The 16,752-nt window shown below is 69.4% G+C and carries 16 protein-coding genes and 2 pseudogenes; 4 read left to right on the forward strand and 14 right to left on the reverse strand.

Features of this window, described 5'->3' with window-relative positions:
- Nucleotides 1-192: 192 nt before the first annotated feature.
- Nucleotides 193-1,104: a LysR family transcriptional regulator gene (locus ACFYXF_RS00450; protein ID WP_389346501.1), complete on the forward strand. Its 912-nt coding sequence runs from the start codon at nt 193-195 to the stop codon at nt 1,102-1,104.
- Nucleotides 1,105-1,296: 192 nt separating this feature from the next.
- Here the strand turns inward: ACFYXF_RS00450 and ACFYXF_RS00455 are convergent, their stop codons facing one another.
- Together ACFYXF_RS00455 and ACFYXF_RS00460 are read right to left on the reverse strand one after the other, a co-directional pair.
- The gene (locus ACFYXF_RS00455; RefSeq protein ID WP_389346503.1) at nt 1,297-2,145 is read right to left on the reverse strand and encodes an NADPH-dependent F420 reductase; all 849 of its coding nucleotides are present in this window, start codon (nt 2,143-2,145) and stop codon (nt 1,297-1,299) included.
- A 55-nt stretch (nt 2,146-2,200) separates the two neighbouring features.
- The gene (locus ACFYXF_RS00460) at nt 2,201-3,055 is read right to left on the reverse strand and encodes an SDR family NAD(P)-dependent oxidoreductase (RefSeq protein WP_389346505.1); all 855 of its coding nucleotides are present in this window, start codon (nt 3,053-3,055) and stop codon (nt 2,201-2,203) included.
- 116 nt (nt 3,056-3,171) lie between these two features.
- Here ACFYXF_RS00460 and ACFYXF_RS00465 point away from each other — a divergent pair, with 116 nt between their 5' ends.
- Both ACFYXF_RS00465 and ACFYXF_RS00470 read left to right on the forward strand, forming a co-directional pair.
- Nucleotides 3,172-3,729, forward strand: a complete 558-nt coding sequence (locus ACFYXF_RS00465) for a TetR family transcriptional regulator (RefSeq protein ID WP_389346508.1) — start codon at nt 3,172-3,174, stop codon at nt 3,727-3,729.
- A 16-nt stretch (nt 3,730-3,745) separates the two neighbouring features.
- A pseudogene (locus ACFYXF_RS00470) lies at nt 3,746-3,879 on the forward strand (cysteine hydrolase); the annotation flags it as partial.
- Between the two features lie 12 nt (nt 3,880-3,891).
- Here ACFYXF_RS00470 and ACFYXF_RS00475 read toward each other — a convergent pair.
- From ACFYXF_RS00475 to ACFYXF_RS00525, 11 genes and pseudogenes are all read right to left on the reverse strand, one after another.
- Entirely contained in the window at nt 3,892-5,253 is a 1,362-nt protein-coding gene (locus ACFYXF_RS00475) for a glycine cleavage T C-terminal barrel domain-containing protein (RefSeq protein WP_389346510.1), read from the reverse strand.
- A 273-nt stretch (nt 5,254-5,526) separates the two neighbouring features.
- On the reverse strand, nt 5,527-6,438 hold the full coding sequence (locus ACFYXF_RS00480) for a LysR family transcriptional regulator (RefSeq protein ID WP_389346512.1): 912 nt from the start codon (nt 6,436-6,438) through the stop codon (nt 5,527-5,529).
- A gap of 152 nt (nt 6,439-6,590) precedes the next feature.
- Nucleotides 6,591-7,517, reverse strand: a complete 927-nt coding sequence (locus ACFYXF_RS00485) for a LacI family DNA-binding transcriptional regulator (protein WP_389346515.1) — start codon at nt 7,515-7,517, stop codon at nt 6,591-6,593.
- 235 nt (nt 7,518-7,752) lie between these two features.
- A pseudogene (locus tag ACFYXF_RS00490) lies at nt 7,753-7,941 on the reverse strand (chorismate-binding protein); the annotation flags it as partial.
- A complete protein-coding gene (locus ACFYXF_RS00495; RefSeq protein WP_389346517.1) occupies nt 7,926-8,138 on the reverse strand; it encodes a hypothetical protein in 213 nt (70 codons plus the stop codon). The gene ACFYXF_RS00495 and the pseudogene ACFYXF_RS00490, both read right to left, overlap by 16 nt.
- A gap of 27 nt (nt 8,139-8,165) precedes the next feature.
- On the reverse strand, nt 8,166-9,029 hold the full coding sequence (locus tag ACFYXF_RS00500) for a bifunctional 5,10-methylenetetrahydrofolate dehydrogenase/5,10-methenyltetrahydrofolate cyclohydrolase (RefSeq protein ID WP_389346519.1): 864 nt from the start codon (nt 9,027-9,029) through the stop codon (nt 8,166-8,168).
- Between the two features lie 138 nt (nt 9,030-9,167).
- A complete protein-coding gene (gene purU / locus ACFYXF_RS00505; protein ID WP_389346521.1) occupies nt 9,168-10,073 on the reverse strand; it encodes a formyltetrahydrofolate deformylase in 906 nt (301 codons plus the stop codon).
- Nucleotides 10,070-10,942, reverse strand: a complete 873-nt coding sequence (locus ACFYXF_RS00510) for a methylenetetrahydrofolate reductase (RefSeq protein ID WP_389346523.1) — start codon at nt 10,940-10,942, stop codon at nt 10,070-10,072. The genes purU and ACFYXF_RS00510 overlap by 4 nt, the downstream gene beginning before the upstream one ends.
- A gap of 50 nt (nt 10,943-10,992) precedes the next feature.
- Nucleotides 10,993-12,336 carry an aminomethyl transferase family protein gene (locus ACFYXF_RS00515; RefSeq protein WP_389346524.1) on the reverse strand — a complete coding sequence of 448 codons (1,344 nt, stop codon included), beginning with the start codon at nt 12,334-12,336 and terminating at the stop codon, nt 10,993-10,995.
- 162 nt (nt 12,337-12,498) lie between these two features.
- Nucleotides 12,499-13,428, reverse strand: a complete 930-nt coding sequence (folP, locus tag ACFYXF_RS00520) for a dihydropteroate synthase (RefSeq protein WP_389346525.1) — start codon at nt 13,426-13,428, stop codon at nt 12,499-12,501.
- Between the two features lie 145 nt (nt 13,429-13,573).
- Complete coding sequence (locus ACFYXF_RS00525; RefSeq protein WP_389346527.1) at nt 13,574-14,806, reverse strand: FAD-dependent oxidoreductase; 1,233 nt, start codon at nt 14,804-14,806, stop codon at nt 13,574-13,576.
- Nucleotides 14,807-15,202: 396 nt separating this feature from the next.
- On the opposite strand from ACFYXF_RS00525, the gene denD reads away from it, so the two are divergent.
- Nucleotides 15,203-16,225, forward strand: coding sequence for a D-erythronate dehydrogenase (gene denD / locus ACFYXF_RS00530; protein ID WP_389346530.1), 1,023 nt, complete (start codon nt 15,203-15,205; stop codon nt 16,223-16,225).
- A gap of 96 nt (nt 16,226-16,321) precedes the next feature.
- Here the strand turns inward: denD and ACFYXF_RS00535 are convergent, their stop codons facing one another.
- Nucleotides 16,322-16,720: a winged helix-turn-helix transcriptional regulator gene (locus ACFYXF_RS00535; protein ID WP_389346532.1), complete on the reverse strand. Its 399-nt coding sequence runs from the start codon at nt 16,718-16,720 to the stop codon at nt 16,322-16,324.
- Nucleotides 16,721-16,752: the final 32 nt, after the last annotated feature.

Consider the following 16,752-nt stretch of genomic DNA (forward strand, 5'->3'; position numbering starts at 1 on the left):
AATGGGGCGATGAATGGTGCCTAATTCTTGGTGCGGTAATTCTGGTTCCGGGCCTGCTATAAAGTCTCGATGTCGAATTCGCTCCCGGCCCCATTAGGTACGTATTAAGGGTGCCATTGGGCTGAGTGGAGTGTCCAAGATCTATTTCAGCCGTGGCGATACCCTGAAGGCATCGCCGGACCGGGAGGTTCCATGGATCTGGATCTGCGCAAGTTGCGCTACTTCGTCGCCGTCGCCGGCACGTTGCACTTCGGCCGCGCCGCCGATGAGCTGCACATCGCGCAGCCGGTGCTCAGTCGGCAGATCCGCGCACTGGAACAGGACCTCGGAACCCCGCTGCTGACAAGGGACAGCCACGGCGTGGTGCTGACCGACGCCGGTAGGCAGTTGCTGACCGACGCCGGCCCGCTGCTGGCCTCCGCGCACGCGGTCCGCCGCCGGGTGACCGTCGCCGCGCGGGGCAGCCGGCGAATAATGGTCGGTTTCCGGGCGGGCATCGCGATTGCCCCGGCGGTACAGCTGTTCGCCGCCCGGCACCCGGACGTTCTGGTGGACGTGCAGCGGCTCGAATGGGACGACCAGGCCCCGATGCTGCTCGACGGCCGCATCGACGTCGGCTATGTGCGGCTGCCCATGGACGAGGCCGGCCTGCGCGTCGCCCCGCTGTACACCGAGCCGCGGGTGGCGGTGCTGCCCGTCGGCCACCGGTTGGCCGGCCGGGAGCAGATCACCGAGGCCGACCTGGCCGGCGAGCCGCTGGTCTGGCATATGGACCCGAGCACGCAGCCCACCAGGCGACCGCATCCGAACGCCGGGTACCTGGTGCGCGGGGTGGACGAGACGCTTGAGCATGTCGCGGCCGGCCGGGGCATCTCGTTCCTGGCCCGTTCGGCGACCGTGTTCTACTCACATCCGAACATCAGTTACGTGCCCGTTCCGGATCTGGCGTCCGACCAGGTGTGCCTCGCGGTGGCGGCATCGCACACCTCGCCGGTGGTCGACGACTTCTTCACCGCGGCTCAGGCGGCGGCCGAGATCACGGCAGAATGCGGGAACTACGAAATGTGGAAGCTTGGAATCGGTGCCGTTTCGAAGCACGCTTGAGCAGCTCGGCTGACGGTGTGCGGCGCGGCGCGGAGACTGTTCGATGCGAGAGATGCCGCAGGACCACTTGGAATTGCGGTCCATACGCGAGCCACGATCCGGCGAGGTGATAGGCGCGAACCGAGTGGCGCGCCGACGGGTCGAGCCCCCCGCCCGGTCGACGGCTCCTACCTACGTGGCGGGGCAACGGCTTCAACGGTCCTGCTTCGCGGTGCCCTCCGCCGTGTCGCCGCCGTGGGCGGCAGTCGGGTCCGGGCCGCCGGCCGGTACCGGGACGGCCGAGTCGATCAGCTCGGTCACCCGGTGGGCGGGCACCGGGATTCCCGGCGTCCGGAAGAACCAGCGTCCACGCTCCTCGGGGGTGTGCAGGTCCTCGGGCCACGGCGGCAGATACGGCTGGACATGCACCGGCGTGTTGGGGCCGGCGCGCCAACTGTCGGCGAGGGTGCCGATGTCGACCGCGTCGTAGCCGAGCGTGTCCAGCAGCCGGATCGCGTCCGTCTTCGCCTGACTGCGGTCACCCGCGACGGGCAGGGCACTGCGATCGGCGGCCCCGGTGGGCCGGGCGAGCGTGAACAGGTGGAGGAAGTCGACGTTGTTCAGCGTCTTTACCAGCGACGAACCCGCGAGGTGACGTTGTACGAGCTCGCTGGACGTGAGTTTCGCGGCGTCCAATTCCGCGATGCGGCCGTCGCGGTGCGGGTAGTAGACCATGGCGTCGATCACCGTCCTGCCGGCCAGGGCGATCGCGGGAAGCTGCCGATATGCGTGGAGCGGTACGGCCACCAGGACGATGTCGCCGGCTTGCGCCGCTTCCTCGGGTGTGGCGGCTCGGGCGTGCGGGCCGAGCTCGGCGACCAGGTCGGCGAGCGTTTCGGGGCCGCGGGAGTTGCTGAGCACCACGTTGAGGCCGGCGGCGACGGCGAGACGGGCCACCGCGGTGCCGATGTTGCCGGTGCCGATGATGCCGAGGGTCTCGGTCATGAGAGGCGTTCCTGCCTTCTGAGGAGGTGTCGGGCCCCGGCGCGCGGTCCACGACACGCGGCCGGAGCTGGTTGTTGTCGGCGACGGCCGACGCGGGGCACGGTCGTCGCGGTCAGCTCACAGCGGGTAGGCCGAGCATGTCGGCGGTCGTCTCCCACAGGCGGGCCGCCAGGTCCGCGTCCCGGGCCTGCTTCGAGGTGGGGGCATCCGGCTTGAGCCGGTCGAAGTACTGGCCGTTGACCTGCTGCGGGTCGGACAAGCCGGCGAGAGCGATCAGTGGTCGGGCGCCTTCGTCGTTGTCCACGACTCCGAACAGCCGTCGGCCGGCCCGGGTGTGGTAGATGAACTTGCTGAAACCCTTGGCGTCACGGCCGAAGTCCGAGGCAACCGTGCCCGGGTGGAAGGCGACGGAGGTGATGCCGGTCTCCTTCGCACGGCTCGCGAGCTCTCGACTGAACAGCAGATCCGCGAGTTTGGCGGCGGCGTAGGCCAGCCCCCCGATGTAGCGGCGCTTGTCGTACTCCAGGTCGTCCAGCCGGATCCGGGCGGAACGGTGCGCGGCGCTGCTGGTGACGACGACGTTGGCGCGAGAGGCGGCCAGCCGGTCGTGCAGCAGCGACTGGAGCAGGTAGGGCGCCAGATAGTTCGTCTGCAACGTCGTCTCGTGGCCGTCCTCGGTGCGCTGTCGCCCGTTGACGACCCCGCCGGCGTTGTGGACCAGGACGTCGATGACCGGGCAGCGGTCCAGTAGTTCGGCGGCGAGCCGGCGCACATCGGTGAAACGGGCGTAGTCGGCTACCAGGGTCTCGACGCCGAGTTCGTCGGACAGGGCTGCGGCCCGCTGCGGCGACCGCCCGACGGGAACGACGGTTGCGCCCTGCGCTACAAGGGCCCGCGCGGCGGTCGCCCCGATGCCGGAGGTCGCTCCGGTGATCACGATCGTCTTCCCGGCCAGGTTGCCGACCATGGTCGCCGCCTCTCTCCAACGAGCACCGAGCTCGCTTAACAAACGAATTAGTTTGTACGTTAGGAGCATGCCGTTGACTTTGTCAAACAAACTGGTTCGTCTGTAGAGTGTCCGGTATGCGAAGGACGGGAGCGGAAGCCAGACAGCGGATCCTCGACGCGGCCATCGACGAGTACGCCCGCCATGGCGCCGACGGCGCCCGCATCGACCGGATCGCGCAGACCGCGGGCGCCAGCAAGGAACGCCTCTACGCGTACTTCGGTGACAAGCAGGGCCTCTTCGACGAGGCGGTCCGCAACGCGGCCGAACGCAGCCTGCTGGCCGTCGGGCTCGACGACGACGATGTCGTGGCCTACGCGGGACGCCTGGCCCGGTTCTTCTTCCAACGCCCTGACGACGTACGCCTGTTGTCCTGGATGCGGCTGGAGGAACAGTGCGAACGGGCCCTGGCTCTCGACACGATCGCGGCCCACCACGAGCGGAAGATCGCCGCGGTGCGTCGTGCACAGGCAGCCGGTACGGTCGATGCCGCCTGGAACCCCGACGAACTCCTGCAACTGGTCCTCGCCACCGCCACGTACTGGGTCCGCGCCTCGGGCACCGACGGCCTGTCCGAGCAGCACTGCGTGGCGGTGGCCCAGGACGCGGTGCGGCGGATCATCGCCCCGCGATGAGTACGGCGCCCTGCCGCGCCGTCACGACATCGACAGCCTGGTCCTCACCGGTATCGCCACCGGCGGCGAGGTGCTGTTCACCATGTGCCGGGCCGACGACCTCGACTTCGGACTCACCGTCTGGCGGACGCCTGCCTCGACACCGGCCCGTGAGAGGGACCGTCACAGCTTCGCGATGTCGGCTCGGCGGTTGTCCGGCTTAAACGGCAGTGCGGTGACCGTCGCTCGGATCTCCCGTTGCGGGGTGCCCGGGCGGCCCCAGAGAACAACGACTTCCTTGCCTGGTGTCGCGTGTTCAGGGGCAATCACACAGAGCGAGATCATCGCCCGCAGGGTCGGGCTCACGGTCCGGCCCGTGGCCACGCCCACCGGGTTGCCGTCTATCAGGACATGGTCGAAGTGGGGACCGCGCGAGCGAGGGATCTCCATCTGGTCGGGCAGCCCGGCGTCGCTCAACAGCGACGTGAGGACGCCGGTGACATCCTGTTCGCTCCACCGCAGACCGACCAACCGCCGCGTGGGGACACCGCTTTCGGCGTCCTTGACGAGAGCGTCCCGGCCGATGAAGTCCCGATCGGGGACGCCCTTGCGGAACCCCCAGCCCAGTTCGGCCGGCTTGCGGAAGTAGTCGGTCACCCCGTTGGCCGGGACGAAACTGCCCGTGGGCGCTCCCTTGCGGAACTGCCTCGGCGCACCCGGCGTGAGGATCGACGCCGGCAGATAGTCGAGCCCGTTGGTCGCGATACCGGCCTCGATGTGCTGAACGGGCTGGGCCCGGAAGCCGAGTTGGCGGATGCCTGCATCCCGCCCGCTCGCCACGACGGCCGCCCAGATCTCGTTGGCGTGTTCGGTCGACCCGTGCAGCTCGTAGCCGAGCTCACCCGAGATGCCGGTGCGCAGGACCCGTACCGGGACCCCGCCGACCGTCGACATCCTGCTGCAGCTGAACCCGATGTCGCGCAGATCGTCCCCGGTCAGCTTCTCCAGCGTGGCCAGGGACGCCGGCCCCTGGACGCCGAAGACGAACACGTCGGGGCTGATGTCGGTCGCCGCCGCGTCCCATCCGCCCCGGCCGAGCTGCCACAGCAGCCAGTCGCAGCTGCCCGCGGTGTAGACGAACTCCTGCGGCCCGAGCCGGCACAGCACGCCCTCGGACGCGACCCAGCCGTTCTCGTCGAGCTGCACATGGTGCTTGATCTGCCCGGTCTCGAACCGCGAGAGATCCCGCATCCCGAGCCTGCCGAGAAACTCCAGCGCCTGCGGGCCGTGCACCTTCACCTTGTGCAGTGAGGTCCAGTCGCCGATGTAGCACGACCCGACGTGGGCGGCGCTCTCCTCCACCCAGTCCGAATACTCCTCGGGGAGCAGGATCTGCGCGAAGCGGCCGAACGTGCCCCGCGTGTTGCCCTTGTCCTGGGCTGCTGCGGCCGGGCTGAACATCGCCGGCCGCTCGGTGATGAACGGCGCCTCGTTCTGCCGGAGGACCGCTTCGTAGATGCTGCGCTGCTGTGCGACCAAATCCATTTCGTACTCCCACTCTGCGATGCACGTGAGTCCCGTGGTCATCCCGCTGACCCGGGGCGCACTTCGCGGGCGTCGCCCCTCCACTGATCGTCGACGAAGCGAACTAGATCGATTCAGTGGACGCTAACAGATCGTGTCGACCTCAGCGACAGCCGTGCGGCGACTCTGTTGCTGCACGTTCTGCAAACAAAGAAGAAGCTCCCGTACGCCTCGGGCGCCGCCCCGGAGCCCGAGCCGAGTCGGTCGTGTCCGAAATCATTTTCTGTACGTGATTCAATACCCAATGGTGGGAATTGGATTCTCCCTGAACCATTTGACAAGGAATTCCAGAAAGACGGCGATCTTTCGCGGGGTGTTCTGGTCAGGCCCGTAGATCGCGTAGAGCGGGCGGTCGGGCGCCGACACATAGGGAAGCAGGGCCTGCAGAGCGCCGGACACGAGTTCGTCGTAAGCCAGCCGCTGCGGCAGCATGGCAACGCCACGCCCGTGAACGGCCGCTTTCTGCAGGGCGATATAGGAGTTGGACGAGAAGGCGACGTTGCGCACCTTGTGCAGCGTGCTGGCGGGCCCGTGGCCGAGGCGCCACACCGGGTCGTTGACGTGCACGAGGCAGTCGTGGGCGGTCAGGTCGTTCGGATGGGCGACGGGGCCACACCGGTCGAGGTATTTCTTCGACGCGCACAGAACGAAGGGCAGTGAGGCGATCTTCTTGAGGCGGACACTTGAATCCCTCAGATCGCGCGTGTGGAAGGCGACGTCGAATCCACCGTCGATGAAATCGTAGGTCCGGTCGGACAGTCCTCCCAATTCGAACCGCACATGGATTTTCGGATGTGCGGCGGAAAATGCGGCGATGGCGTCGCCGAGATCGTAGCTCCCTATCCATTTGGGGCAGATGATGTTGAGTGCGCCTTCGGCCCGGTCGTGCCGGTGGGCGATACTGGAGTCCTCCGCTTCGATCTCCTTGAGGATGCGCGAGGCGAACTCGGCGTAGCGCAGGCCCTGTTCCGTCAGGTTCACCGAACGGGCCGTGCGATTGACGAGGCGCACACCGATCTGCCGTTCCAGCTCCGCGACATGGCGTGAGACGAGCGACCCCGACGAACTCAACGTCTTGGCGGCCCCGTTGAAGCTGCCGATGGTGGCGACGGTGACAAAGCTGCGCATGAGAAGCAGACGGTCCATGGGGTCCTCCGGTCGTCCACGGCTCCGGTGTCCCTCCGGGCCGCGTCGAGCATGGGGCGGTACGGCCGAGCATCACTTAATCGTTCTAGTCACGCTAACAGAGACTCCCCGGAACCACGAGGGTCCGCCCGCCTTTCACGGGCTTGCGGCCGTCACACCGAAGCGCGTACCACGATCCGGCCGGACGCGGGCGCCAGAGTTCCGGTGTCGACGCCCAGGGCGTTGCGTGCGGCGATCCGTCCGAGGACCTCGGCGTCGATGTGCACGGTGGTGAGCGCGGGGGTGGACAGGGAGCCGTACTCGGTCTCGTCGAAGCCGATCACCGCCACGTCCTCGGGGACCCGCCGCCCGAGATCACGCAGGGCCGTGAGGCTGCGCAGCGCGATGTCGTCGTCGAAGGCGGCCAGGGCGGTCACGTCCGTGTGGGCTGCCAGGAAGGTCTCGACGGCGGCCGCGCCGACCTCCCGGGGCCCCGGGACGACGAAGCGTTCCAGGGGAGGCAGTCCCAGGCGCCGGGCGGCCTCCTGGGCGAATCCCAGCCGGGCCTCGGTGAGCGGGAACTCGTGGTCGGGCATGGCCATCGCGATCCGGGTGTGCCCGCGTTCGGCAAGATAGCCGATCTGCATCGCGGCGTTGGCGGCGAACCCGTTCTCCCAGTCCTGCTCGGGCGGTTCGGCGCCCTGCATGTAGACCTCGCCGAGGCGCAGCACCGCCCGTGGCACGATGGTGTCGAGGACCTTCTGCGTGGCTTCCGGGATCGAGTGGCCGTGCCGGACCAGAAGGATGTGGTCGTGTTCGGCCAGTTCCTCGTCCAGGCCCCGGACGTAGCTGCGGGAGAAGTTGCCCTCCATACCCCAGTCGACGTTGAGGACGACGATCCGCGAAGACCCCTCGCGCAGGGCGCGGGCGATGCCGTGCGGGACGTATCCCAGTTCCTGGGCGGCCCCCATGACCCGCTCCCGGGTGGCCGCGGAGATCGTCTGCCGTGGGTCGTCGTTCAGCACGAAACTCACCGTCGCCCGCGACACGCCGGACGCCTTGGCCACGTCGGTCAACGTCACCCGGCCCGAACGGCCCATGTCGGCACACTCCCATCCGTCGGCCCCGCACGCTCCAGGCCCCACGAGCCGACTTCGCCGGAAGTCGGTGCCGGCCTGTGAACGTCCGGGTGCGTGGAGTTCACTCTACGCGCTAGATCGTTTCACCTCCCGGACGAGGATGCGCCTCAGGCAGGGGGTTCCCCGACTACCGGCATGCCGGACCTCCACTCCCGACGGCCGGCAGCCGACGTGCCTTCAACTCGGTCTCCTGTCACTCCCGTTCGGGCTCCGAGCCCCAAGTGATGCCCGCAGTCCTTCGGTACGGTCGATCCAGAACGTGCGGATGCCGACCGTCGACCCAGCCGGTGCCTCCGCAGTAGGGGCCCCGGGGCGAGGGCTCCAACGCCTCGGTGATCCGCAGGGCGCTCCCCTCCCCCTGTGCCGCCGTCACATCGGCATCCGGCGCGACCGGGGCGGACAGCACCCGGCAGAGGTTGGCCTGGTGGACCTCGTCGGCGGGCGCGGGCCGCGCCAGGACGTCGTAGGTACGCGTCGGTCCTCGATCTGTCGTACGTCGCGGAAGCCCTCGGAGTCCAGCGCCGAGGGGGCGCCGGTGACGTCCACGAAGCCGGTGGCGAGGTGTCCGCCGAACTGCGCCACGGGAGGGAACTCCCTTCCCCCGGCTCCTCAAGCCGCGACGGCCTCGGGTTCGGCGCTCCAGCGGGCGGCACGCAGGGTGTTGACCAGCAGCATCGCGATGGTCATCGGGCCCACCCCGCCGGGGACGGGCGTGATGCGGCCCGCGATGCCGTCGAGTTCGTCGGAGCGGACGTCGCCGGTCAGGCCCGAGGGTGTCCGGTGGATGCCGACGTCGATGACGACGGCGCCGGGCCTGACGTGTTCGGGACCGATGAGGCCCCGGACGCCGGTGGCGACCACGACGATGTCGGCCGGCAGGGTGACCGCCGCGAGGTCGGTGGTGAACTCGTGGGCGACAGACACGGTCGCCCCGCGCCGCAGCAGCAGCTGGGTCAGGGGCTTGCCGACGAGTTCGCCCCAGCCGACCACCGCGACGTTCGCGCCCTTGAGCAACACGCCCTCGGCGTCGAGGAGTTCGATGACGCCGCTGGGCGTGCAGGGGCGCAGGCCCCGCTCCCCGCGGGCGAGGAGGCCGAGGCTGGCGGTGGTGAGACCGTCGACGTCCTTGGTGACCGGGATACGGTCGATGAGGGTGGCCGCGTCGAGCTGCCCGGGCAGCGGGAGTTGGAGCAGGATGCCGGACACCTGTGGGTCCGCGGCCAGTTCGTCGAGTACGGCGGCCACGTCGTCGTGCGTCGCGTGTTCGGGCAGATGCTGGTGGAAGTCGCGCATGCCGGCTTCCTTGATGGCGCGCCGTTTCGCGGCGACGTACACGGCGCTGGCCGGGTCGTCCCCGACGAGGACGGTCGCGAGCCCGGGGGTGCGTCCCGAGCCCGTGGCCGCGGCGACCTCCTCGGCGACCCGCGAACGGATCCGCCGGGCGATCCCGGTGCCGTCGATCCTGGTTGTCATGGTGGCGAGCCGCCTTCGTGTGGTGGGGAACGATTCGACCGAGCCGGCCGCCATGGGGCGAGACGGCCGGCTCGGTCGTTCGAGGATGTGGCGCACGACAGGGCCACCTGTCGGTGGGAGTCGATGGGCTGTCTCGCCTCAGGCGAAGACGATGGTGTGGTTGCCGTCGCGGATGACCCGGTCCTCGGCGTGCCACAGCACGGCGCGGGAGAGCACCGCGCGTTCCACGTCGGCACCCCGGCGGGTGAGGTCGGTCGCGGTGTGGGCGTGGGTGACGCGGACGACGTCCTGCTCGATGATCGGGCCCTCGTCGAGGTCCTCGGTGACGTAGTGCGCGGTGGCGCCCACCAGCTTCACGCCCCGCTCCTTGGCCTTGGCGTAGGGGCCCGCGCCGATGAAGGCGGGCAGGAAGGAGTGGTGGATGTTGATGATCGGTACGCCGACGCCCGCGATGAAGTCGCCGGAGAGGATCTGCATGTAGCGGGCCAGGACGACGAAGTCGACGTTGCCTTTCAGCAGCCGCAGATGTTCCGCCTCCGCGGCGGACTTGTCCGCGCCCTGGCAGGGAACGTGGAAGAAGGGGATGCCGAACCCTCGTACCTCCTCGGCCACATCGGGATGGTTGGAGATCACCATGGCGACGGTGACGGGCAGTTGGCCCTGCCGGTGCCGCCACAGCAGGTCGAGCAGACAGTGGTCGGACTTCGAGGCGAAGATCGCGACCCGCTTGGGCACGGACAGGTCACGCAGGGTGTAGCTCAGCCCGAACGCGTCCACCAGGTGCTTGTCCAGGTCGGCCCGCAGGGCGGGCAGCACGGCGTGGAGACCGTCGAGACCGAAGACGGTGCGCTGGAAGAAGGCGCCGCCCTGCGGGTTGTCGGAGTACTGGTCGAGGGAGACGATGTTCGCGCCGTGGCCGCCGAGGACCGACGTCACGGCGGCGACGATGCCCGTGGCGTCGGCGCCCTGCACGATGAGCGAGGCCTGCGGGGCGGGCGGCCCGCCCGTGGTGGTGCGCGCCGGAGCGTCTTGGGTGAGGGTCATGCCAGGCTCTCCTCGCGGAAGCGGGCGGCCCACTCGGAGGTGACCCTGAGCCCGCCGAACGTATAGAAGTGAATCTTCAACTCGCCGTGCCGGTCCGGGTCATGGCCCGCGGCGAGGTCACGCAGGAAGCGGTCGGGGCCCGTGGTGCCCATCAGGTTCGTCAGCGAGAACCCGTACTTCCTCACGACGGACGCGCTGGTCCCCACGCCGAACCGGGCGGCGTACGCCATGAGCCGGCGCACTCCGGCCGGACCGGGCACACCGATCCTGATCGGGAGCCCGATGCCCCGCCGCCGTACCTCTTCCACCCAGGCGAGCACCGGGTCGACGTCGAACCCGAACTGCGTGATGACACCGCCCTCCAGGGACTGGGCGGCGAGGGAGGTGTGCTTGTCCTGCAGTGCGGACCAGAGTGTGCCGCCGTCGATCGCGGGGTGGCCTTCCGGGTAACCGCTGACGCCGACGTGGCGGACGCCGTACTCCTGCAGCAGCCCGGTGTCGATCAGGGAGAGGGAGTCGGCGTAGGGCCCCTCGGGATGCGTCGGATCCCCGCCGACGACGAACGCGTTGTCGGACGTGCCGTCGGCGTGCAGGCCGGCCAGGAACCGTTCGAAGTCGTCGCGCGACCCGAGGCGCCGGGCGGATATGTGCGGTACGGGGACGAAGCCGAGCCGCTTGACCGCCCGGGCCGCGTCCAGCCGCATCGAGAGGTCCTCGTTGCCGAGGAAGGTGACGTTGATACGGGTGCCCTGGGGAATGGAGTCGCGGGCCTCCTCCAGTTTGGGGACGTCCTTCCCGGTCATCTCCAGGGAGAAGTCATCGAGCAGCGACGTACTGACCGCTGTTCGTACCGTGCTCGCGGGGTTCATCGTCTTGCGTCTCGCTTTCTCGTCTGCGGGGGCCGAGTGCTGGGCCCGCGTCAGCGGTCGCGGCGGTACTGGGTGCGCGCGTGCTGGTCGAACGGCGCGGGCCGGACGGTGGCGCGGATGCGCGGGAGCCCGAGGTCGGCCTCGGGGTCGGTGCCGGCACCGGGGTGCTCGCCCCACACCACCCGGACCTCGGTGCCGGGCTCCGCGTACTCCTTGTCGATCAATGCCAGTGACAGGAGCGCGCCGACGGGGTCGATGGACGCCGTCTGCATGGTCATGCCGACCATGCCGGTCGCGTTCTCCACCCGGTGGCGGGCGTAGCTGAGGACGAAGCCGGGGTCCTCGCCCTGTCCGATGACGGTGCGGACGTCGTCGGGGTCGAGGACGAGGGTGACCTTGCCGCGCAGCGCCTCGTCCCTGGCCTTCACCAGGGCGTCCCGGCCCACGAAGTCGTGGCCGAAGTGGATCAGCTTCCCGTAGCCGAGTTCGTACGGGGAGACGTAGTAGTCCTCGATGTCCTCCGAGAAGTAGCTGCCGTTCAGCGGGCGCTTGCCCTCGATGCCGAACAGGGGCAGGTACCTGCGGTATTCCACCAGGTCCGGGTCGGTGTAGATGCCGGGCACGGGCGAGGGGATCCAGCCGCTCTCCACGCTCGGCGTGGCGTACGCGAGGGCTCCGACCTGGACCAGGCCGAGCGGCTCGCCCGCCTTCAGGAACGCCTCGTGGACGTACGCGGCGTGCTCCCACGGGCCGATGAACTCGAATCCGGCCTGGCCGGCCATGCCGTGGCGCAGGGCACGGAAGGCGCGGCCGTCGAGGGAGACGGCGCTGGAGTGGAAGAACTTCGTCTCCGGCAACGGCCCGCCGAAGACCCGCTCGACCAGCTCCGTCGCCAGCGGGCCCTGGATCTGGTACCGGAACAGCTTCGGATCGCCGCCGCCCGGGCGGAACGCGGAGGACGGGTCGGTGACGAAGCCGACGTCGTAGCCGCCCTTCTCGGCGTGGTACTGCACCCAGTGCTGGGCGGCCGGGATCCCGCTGAGCAGGTACTTGTTCTCGCCCTCGCGGGCCAGGATCCCGTCGGTGACGATGTGGCCGTTCCGGGTCACCGGCACGTACTGCTTGGCCTGCCCGATGGCGAACTTCTCGAAGTTGTTGACGCCGTGGTCGGCCAGCACCCGGGTGGCGTCCGGGCCTTCGATCCACATGTCGTACATGTGGTGCGAGAGATTGAGCAGCGCCACGCCCTCGTGCCACGCGGCCTGCTCGCGGCTCCAGCCGGCGTACTCGCGCTCCACGACCTCGGGGGTCCACGGCTCTGCACCCGGCCGCCACAGCAGCTGGATCGGCGATCCGGCCTTGTCGATGGCGTCCTGGAGGGAGGGGGTTGTCATGCGGGCTCCTTGTTCCTTCGTTCGTAGGGATCTGGGTGATCCGTACGATCCATGCGGTCTGTCCCGAGAAAGCTAAATCGATCTAGTGATGCCGAGAACGATCCAGCGCAAGCAAGCCGGCGGTGCGGCCCGGTCCCGAGCGAGTACTGGGTCGCGGACTGTCTACGGGTGCGGCCCGCACCCTGCGCGGACCGGGTCGGCGTCGCGGTCGCAGTGGTCGAGGTACGCGGATGCCATGCGTACGGCATCGAGAGTGGAGGGGACGTCGTGCACACGCACGCAGAACGCACCGGCGACGGCCGCGAGCGCGGAGACCGCGGCCGTGGCCATGTCCCGCCCTCCGGGCGGCACTTCACCCGCACCGCCGGCCGCGAGGGCCGCGCCGATGAACCGCTTCCTCGACGCACCCACGAGCAGAGGGCACCCCAGTTCCCGCAGGGATCCCAGACCGGCCAGGAGCGTCCAGTCGTGCTCGGGCCGCTTGGCGAAGCCCAGCCCCGGATCGAGGACGATGCGGGCCGGGTCGACTCCGCGTTCCGTCAACTCCCACAGACGTCGGCCGAGTTCGGCCCCGACCTCGGCGACGACATCACGGTAGTCCGCGTGCCGGTCCATCTCCCGGCTCGGCGCACGCCAGTGCATGGCGACGTACGGGACGCCGGCCGCGGCGACGGTCGACGCCATCGCCGGGTCGGCCAGGCCGCCGCTGACGTCGTTGACCAGAGACGCTCCCGCCTCGACGGCGGCTCGGGCCACGGACGCGTGCATGGTGTCGACGCTCACGCACACACCGGCACGGGCGAGTTCACGCACCACCGGTACGGTCCGGGCCAACTCCTCCCCCAGGCCCACGGGTCGCGCGCCCGGCCGGGTGGACTCGCCACCCACGTCCACGATGTCCGCGCCCTGGGCGGCCAGTTCCAGACCCCGGTCGATCGCGGCCCGGCGGTCCTCGTACAGACCGCCGTCGGAGAAGGAGTCGGGCGTGACGTTGAGGACCCCCATGACCAGGCATCGGCCCGGCCGTGGCAGCCCCTCCAGCCCCGCGGGTGTTCTCGACCGCCTTACGGCGGCGTCTTGCACGGTTGGCATCTGCGGCAACCTCCTCGACCCCGCGTCCCGCCGCGGGAAAGGAATGCTAAATCGATTAGGCCGTGATGTTACAGGGAGGGAGCTTAATCGTTCTAGTCCTGCCGCGTGATTGTCTTCCTCGTCGCGGATCCTCGACGCCGGGCCGTCAGGCGCGGCCTTTGAGCATGCCGTGCCAGTACAGGGCGGGCAGTCCGTAGCGCTTGAGCAGCCACATGTCGCGGCGCTCCTTGGTGGTGTCGAGCAGGGGGATGCTCGGGGCGGGGTTCTGGTCGTAGTCGAATTCGGCGAGCAGCATCCTGTTGCGGGCGGTGACCAGCGGGCAGGACGTGTAGCCGTCGTAGCGGCGCCGCCCGTCGCGGCGCTCGCCCTTCATCTCGGCGAGCAGGTTGGCGACCACGACGGGGGCCTGCTTGCGGACGGCGGCGCCGGTCTTGGATGTGGGCAGGTTGGCGACGTCGCCAAGGGCGAACACATTGCGGTGGCCCGGGTGTTGAAGGGTGTGCTTGTCGGCCTCGACGTAGCCGTAGGGGCTCGCGGGGTCGGCCAGCGGGCTGCGCTTGACCCAGTCGGGGGCGCTCTGCGGCGGTACCGCGTGGAGCAGGTCGAAGGTCAGGCTCTCTTCGGTGTCGGCAGCGTGATCGGCAATGGTCAGTTCACGGGCCGCGCCGTCGACGGCGGTCATCTCGGAGTTCAGGCGGACCTCGATGCCGTAGCGGGCGGCGACCTGTTCCAGGGCCCGGCGCCAGACCGGTACCCCGAACATGGAGTCGGCGGGCAGGACGAGGATCACCCGGATACGGTCCAGGACTCCCTGCCTGCGCCAGTGGTCGGCGGCCAGGTAGGCGATCTTCTGCGGGGCGCCGCCGCACTTGACCGGGCCGGCGGGCTGGGTGAAGACCGCGGTGCCCGAGCGCAGACCGCGGATCAGCTCCCAGGTGTAGGGAGCGTGTTCGAAGGAGTAGTTGCTGGAGACTCCGCCGTGTCCGACCGCGCTGTCCAGACCGGGGACCTTGTCCCAGTCCAGTTGCAGGCCGGGGGCCATCACCAGGTAGTCGTACCCGATCGTGCGGTCCGCGGCGGTGGTGACGGTCCGCGCCTCGGGGTCGACGGCGGTGGCGGCCTCTCGGATCCAGCGCACATGGCGGGGCATGACGGAGGCTTCGGGGCGGCGGGTGATGTCGAGCGGGGCCCTGCCGCCGCCGACCAGGGTCCACAGCGGCTGATACCAGTGGACGTCCGCCGGTTCGAGCACCGCGATGTCGGTGACACCCGCGCGGCGCAGCCGGGCCGCGGCCGTGATCCCGGCGGTGCCGCCTCCGACGATCAGCACCCTGTGGTGGTCGCGGGCGGGCCTGGAGGCGGAGGACATGGATGGCATGAAGGGCTCTCCTCACTGTCTGCGGACTTATACCCCCTGGGGTATTCCAGAGATGGTAGGTCGCATCCCTCGCGGGGGCCAATGACGGAACGGACAATTGCCCGACAGGCAAGGAGAGTTGACAGGCTCACCATGAGCATGTCCGTGGTGTGCCGGTGGTTGCCGGGTACGAATGACCTCTTCTGCTCTCCGCACTGGTGCGCCCCAAGCCATGCGCTGCTCGGACCCTGAAGAGTGGGCGCGGCAGGAGTGCCGGGAAGAGGCGCCTCGTTGTGGCAGGCGTGCGTGGCGAAGGTCGGCACTGGTCCGGCGCCGGGCCCGAGCGAGCGGGTATGTCCCCTGTACCGGGCCGGACGAGCGGCTCGGCCGGGTCACGGAGTATCGAGGAGCATGCGCATGAGGGTCCTTATCACCGGTGGCTTCGGCTTTCTGGGACAGCGGGTGGCCGGCGTTCTGCTCAAGCGGCACACGCTGTGCGGTGCTTCCATCGAGCGCCTCGTGCTCGCCGACCGGTTCGTCCCGGTCGGGTCGGCGTTGGCGGCCGACCCGCTGGTGGACGTCGTACACGGCGACCTGAGCGAGCACTTGGAGGAGATCTTCGTACGGCCGGTCGACGTCGTCGTCCATCTGGCCTCGGCGGTCTCGGCCGAGTGCGAGGCCGACTTCGACCTCGGCATGAGCGCCAATCTGGACACCACCCGTGCGCTGCTCGAAGCCACCCGCGCACAGTCGGCCACCAGCGGCCCGACGCCACGGCTGGTGTTCTCCAGCAGTGTCGCGGTCTACGGATCCGATCCCGCGCTGCCGCTGCCGCCCGTGGTCAGCGAGTCGACGCTGCCCACGCCGCAGTCCAGTTACGGAACACAGAAGCGCGTCTGCGAGCAGCTGATCGCCGAGTACACCCGCCGGGGCTTCGTCGACGGGCGTGTGGCGCGGCTGATGACCGTCGCGGTGCGGGCGGGCAAGCCCAACGCGGCCGCCTCCGGATTCCTGTCCGGCATCATCCGTGAGCCGCTCGCCGGTCTGCCTGCCGTCTGCCCGGTCGGTCCCGAGCTGCGGGTCGCCCTGGCCTCGCCGCGTCGCACCGTCGACGGCATCCTCCGTATCGCCGAGGTCGAGCGTGGCCCGGGCGGGCTCGAAGGCGGTCTTCCGGTCAATCTGCCGGCGCTGACGGTCACGGTCGCCGACATGCTGGCCACGCTGCGCCGAGTGGCCGGCGACGCCGTCGCCGATCTGGTGACGGTCGCGCCGGATCCCGCAGTCGAGGCCATCGTGGGCTCATGGCCGGCCGTCCTCGACAACACGCGCGCCACGGCGCTCGGCCTCCGGCCCGACGAGAACTTCGAGTCGGTCGTACGGGCGTACGTCGGGGATCACCCCGACGCCGTCACTGCCGGGAACGGCTTCGGAGCGGTGTGAGTGGGGCTCTTGGTCGCGAGCAAGGCGAGAGTGGTGCGGGACAGCAGGCCAATACCCGGCGAGGTTGGTGAAGAGAACCGGGCCGCGTAGGACGAACTACCGGTCGGGGTGCGGGGATTCGGAGCGGGCGTCGTACGCGGCGCGGGCGTCGTCGATGTGGGACAGGTGCGTGATGCTCCACTCCAGGAGGGGTGCGGTGGCTTCGCGGAGGGTTCTGCCCATCGGGGTCAGTTCGTAGCTGACGTGCGGCGGCATGACGCTGCGGACGGTCCGCGTGAGGATTCCGTCGCGTTCCAGACTGCGCAGGGTGACGGTGAGCATGCGCTGGCTGACCCCGTCGACGGCCCTCTTGAGTTCGGTGAACCGGCGTGGTCCGTCGCTGAGGTTGCGTACGACCAACAGTGACCATTTGTCACCGACGATGTCGAGCACCGCGCGGGTCCGGCACGGGTCCTCCGGCGGTGCCTGCTGCGACTCGCTGCCCGCCGTGCTCATGGTTACCTCCAGAGAACCGGGGCACTGAAATG

Source organism: Streptomyces sp. NPDC002680, from assembly GCF_042889145.1.
In the GTDB taxonomy this organism is placed as follows: domain Bacteria; phylum Actinomycetota; class Actinomycetes; order Streptomycetales; family Streptomycetaceae; genus Streptomyces; species Streptomyces adonidis.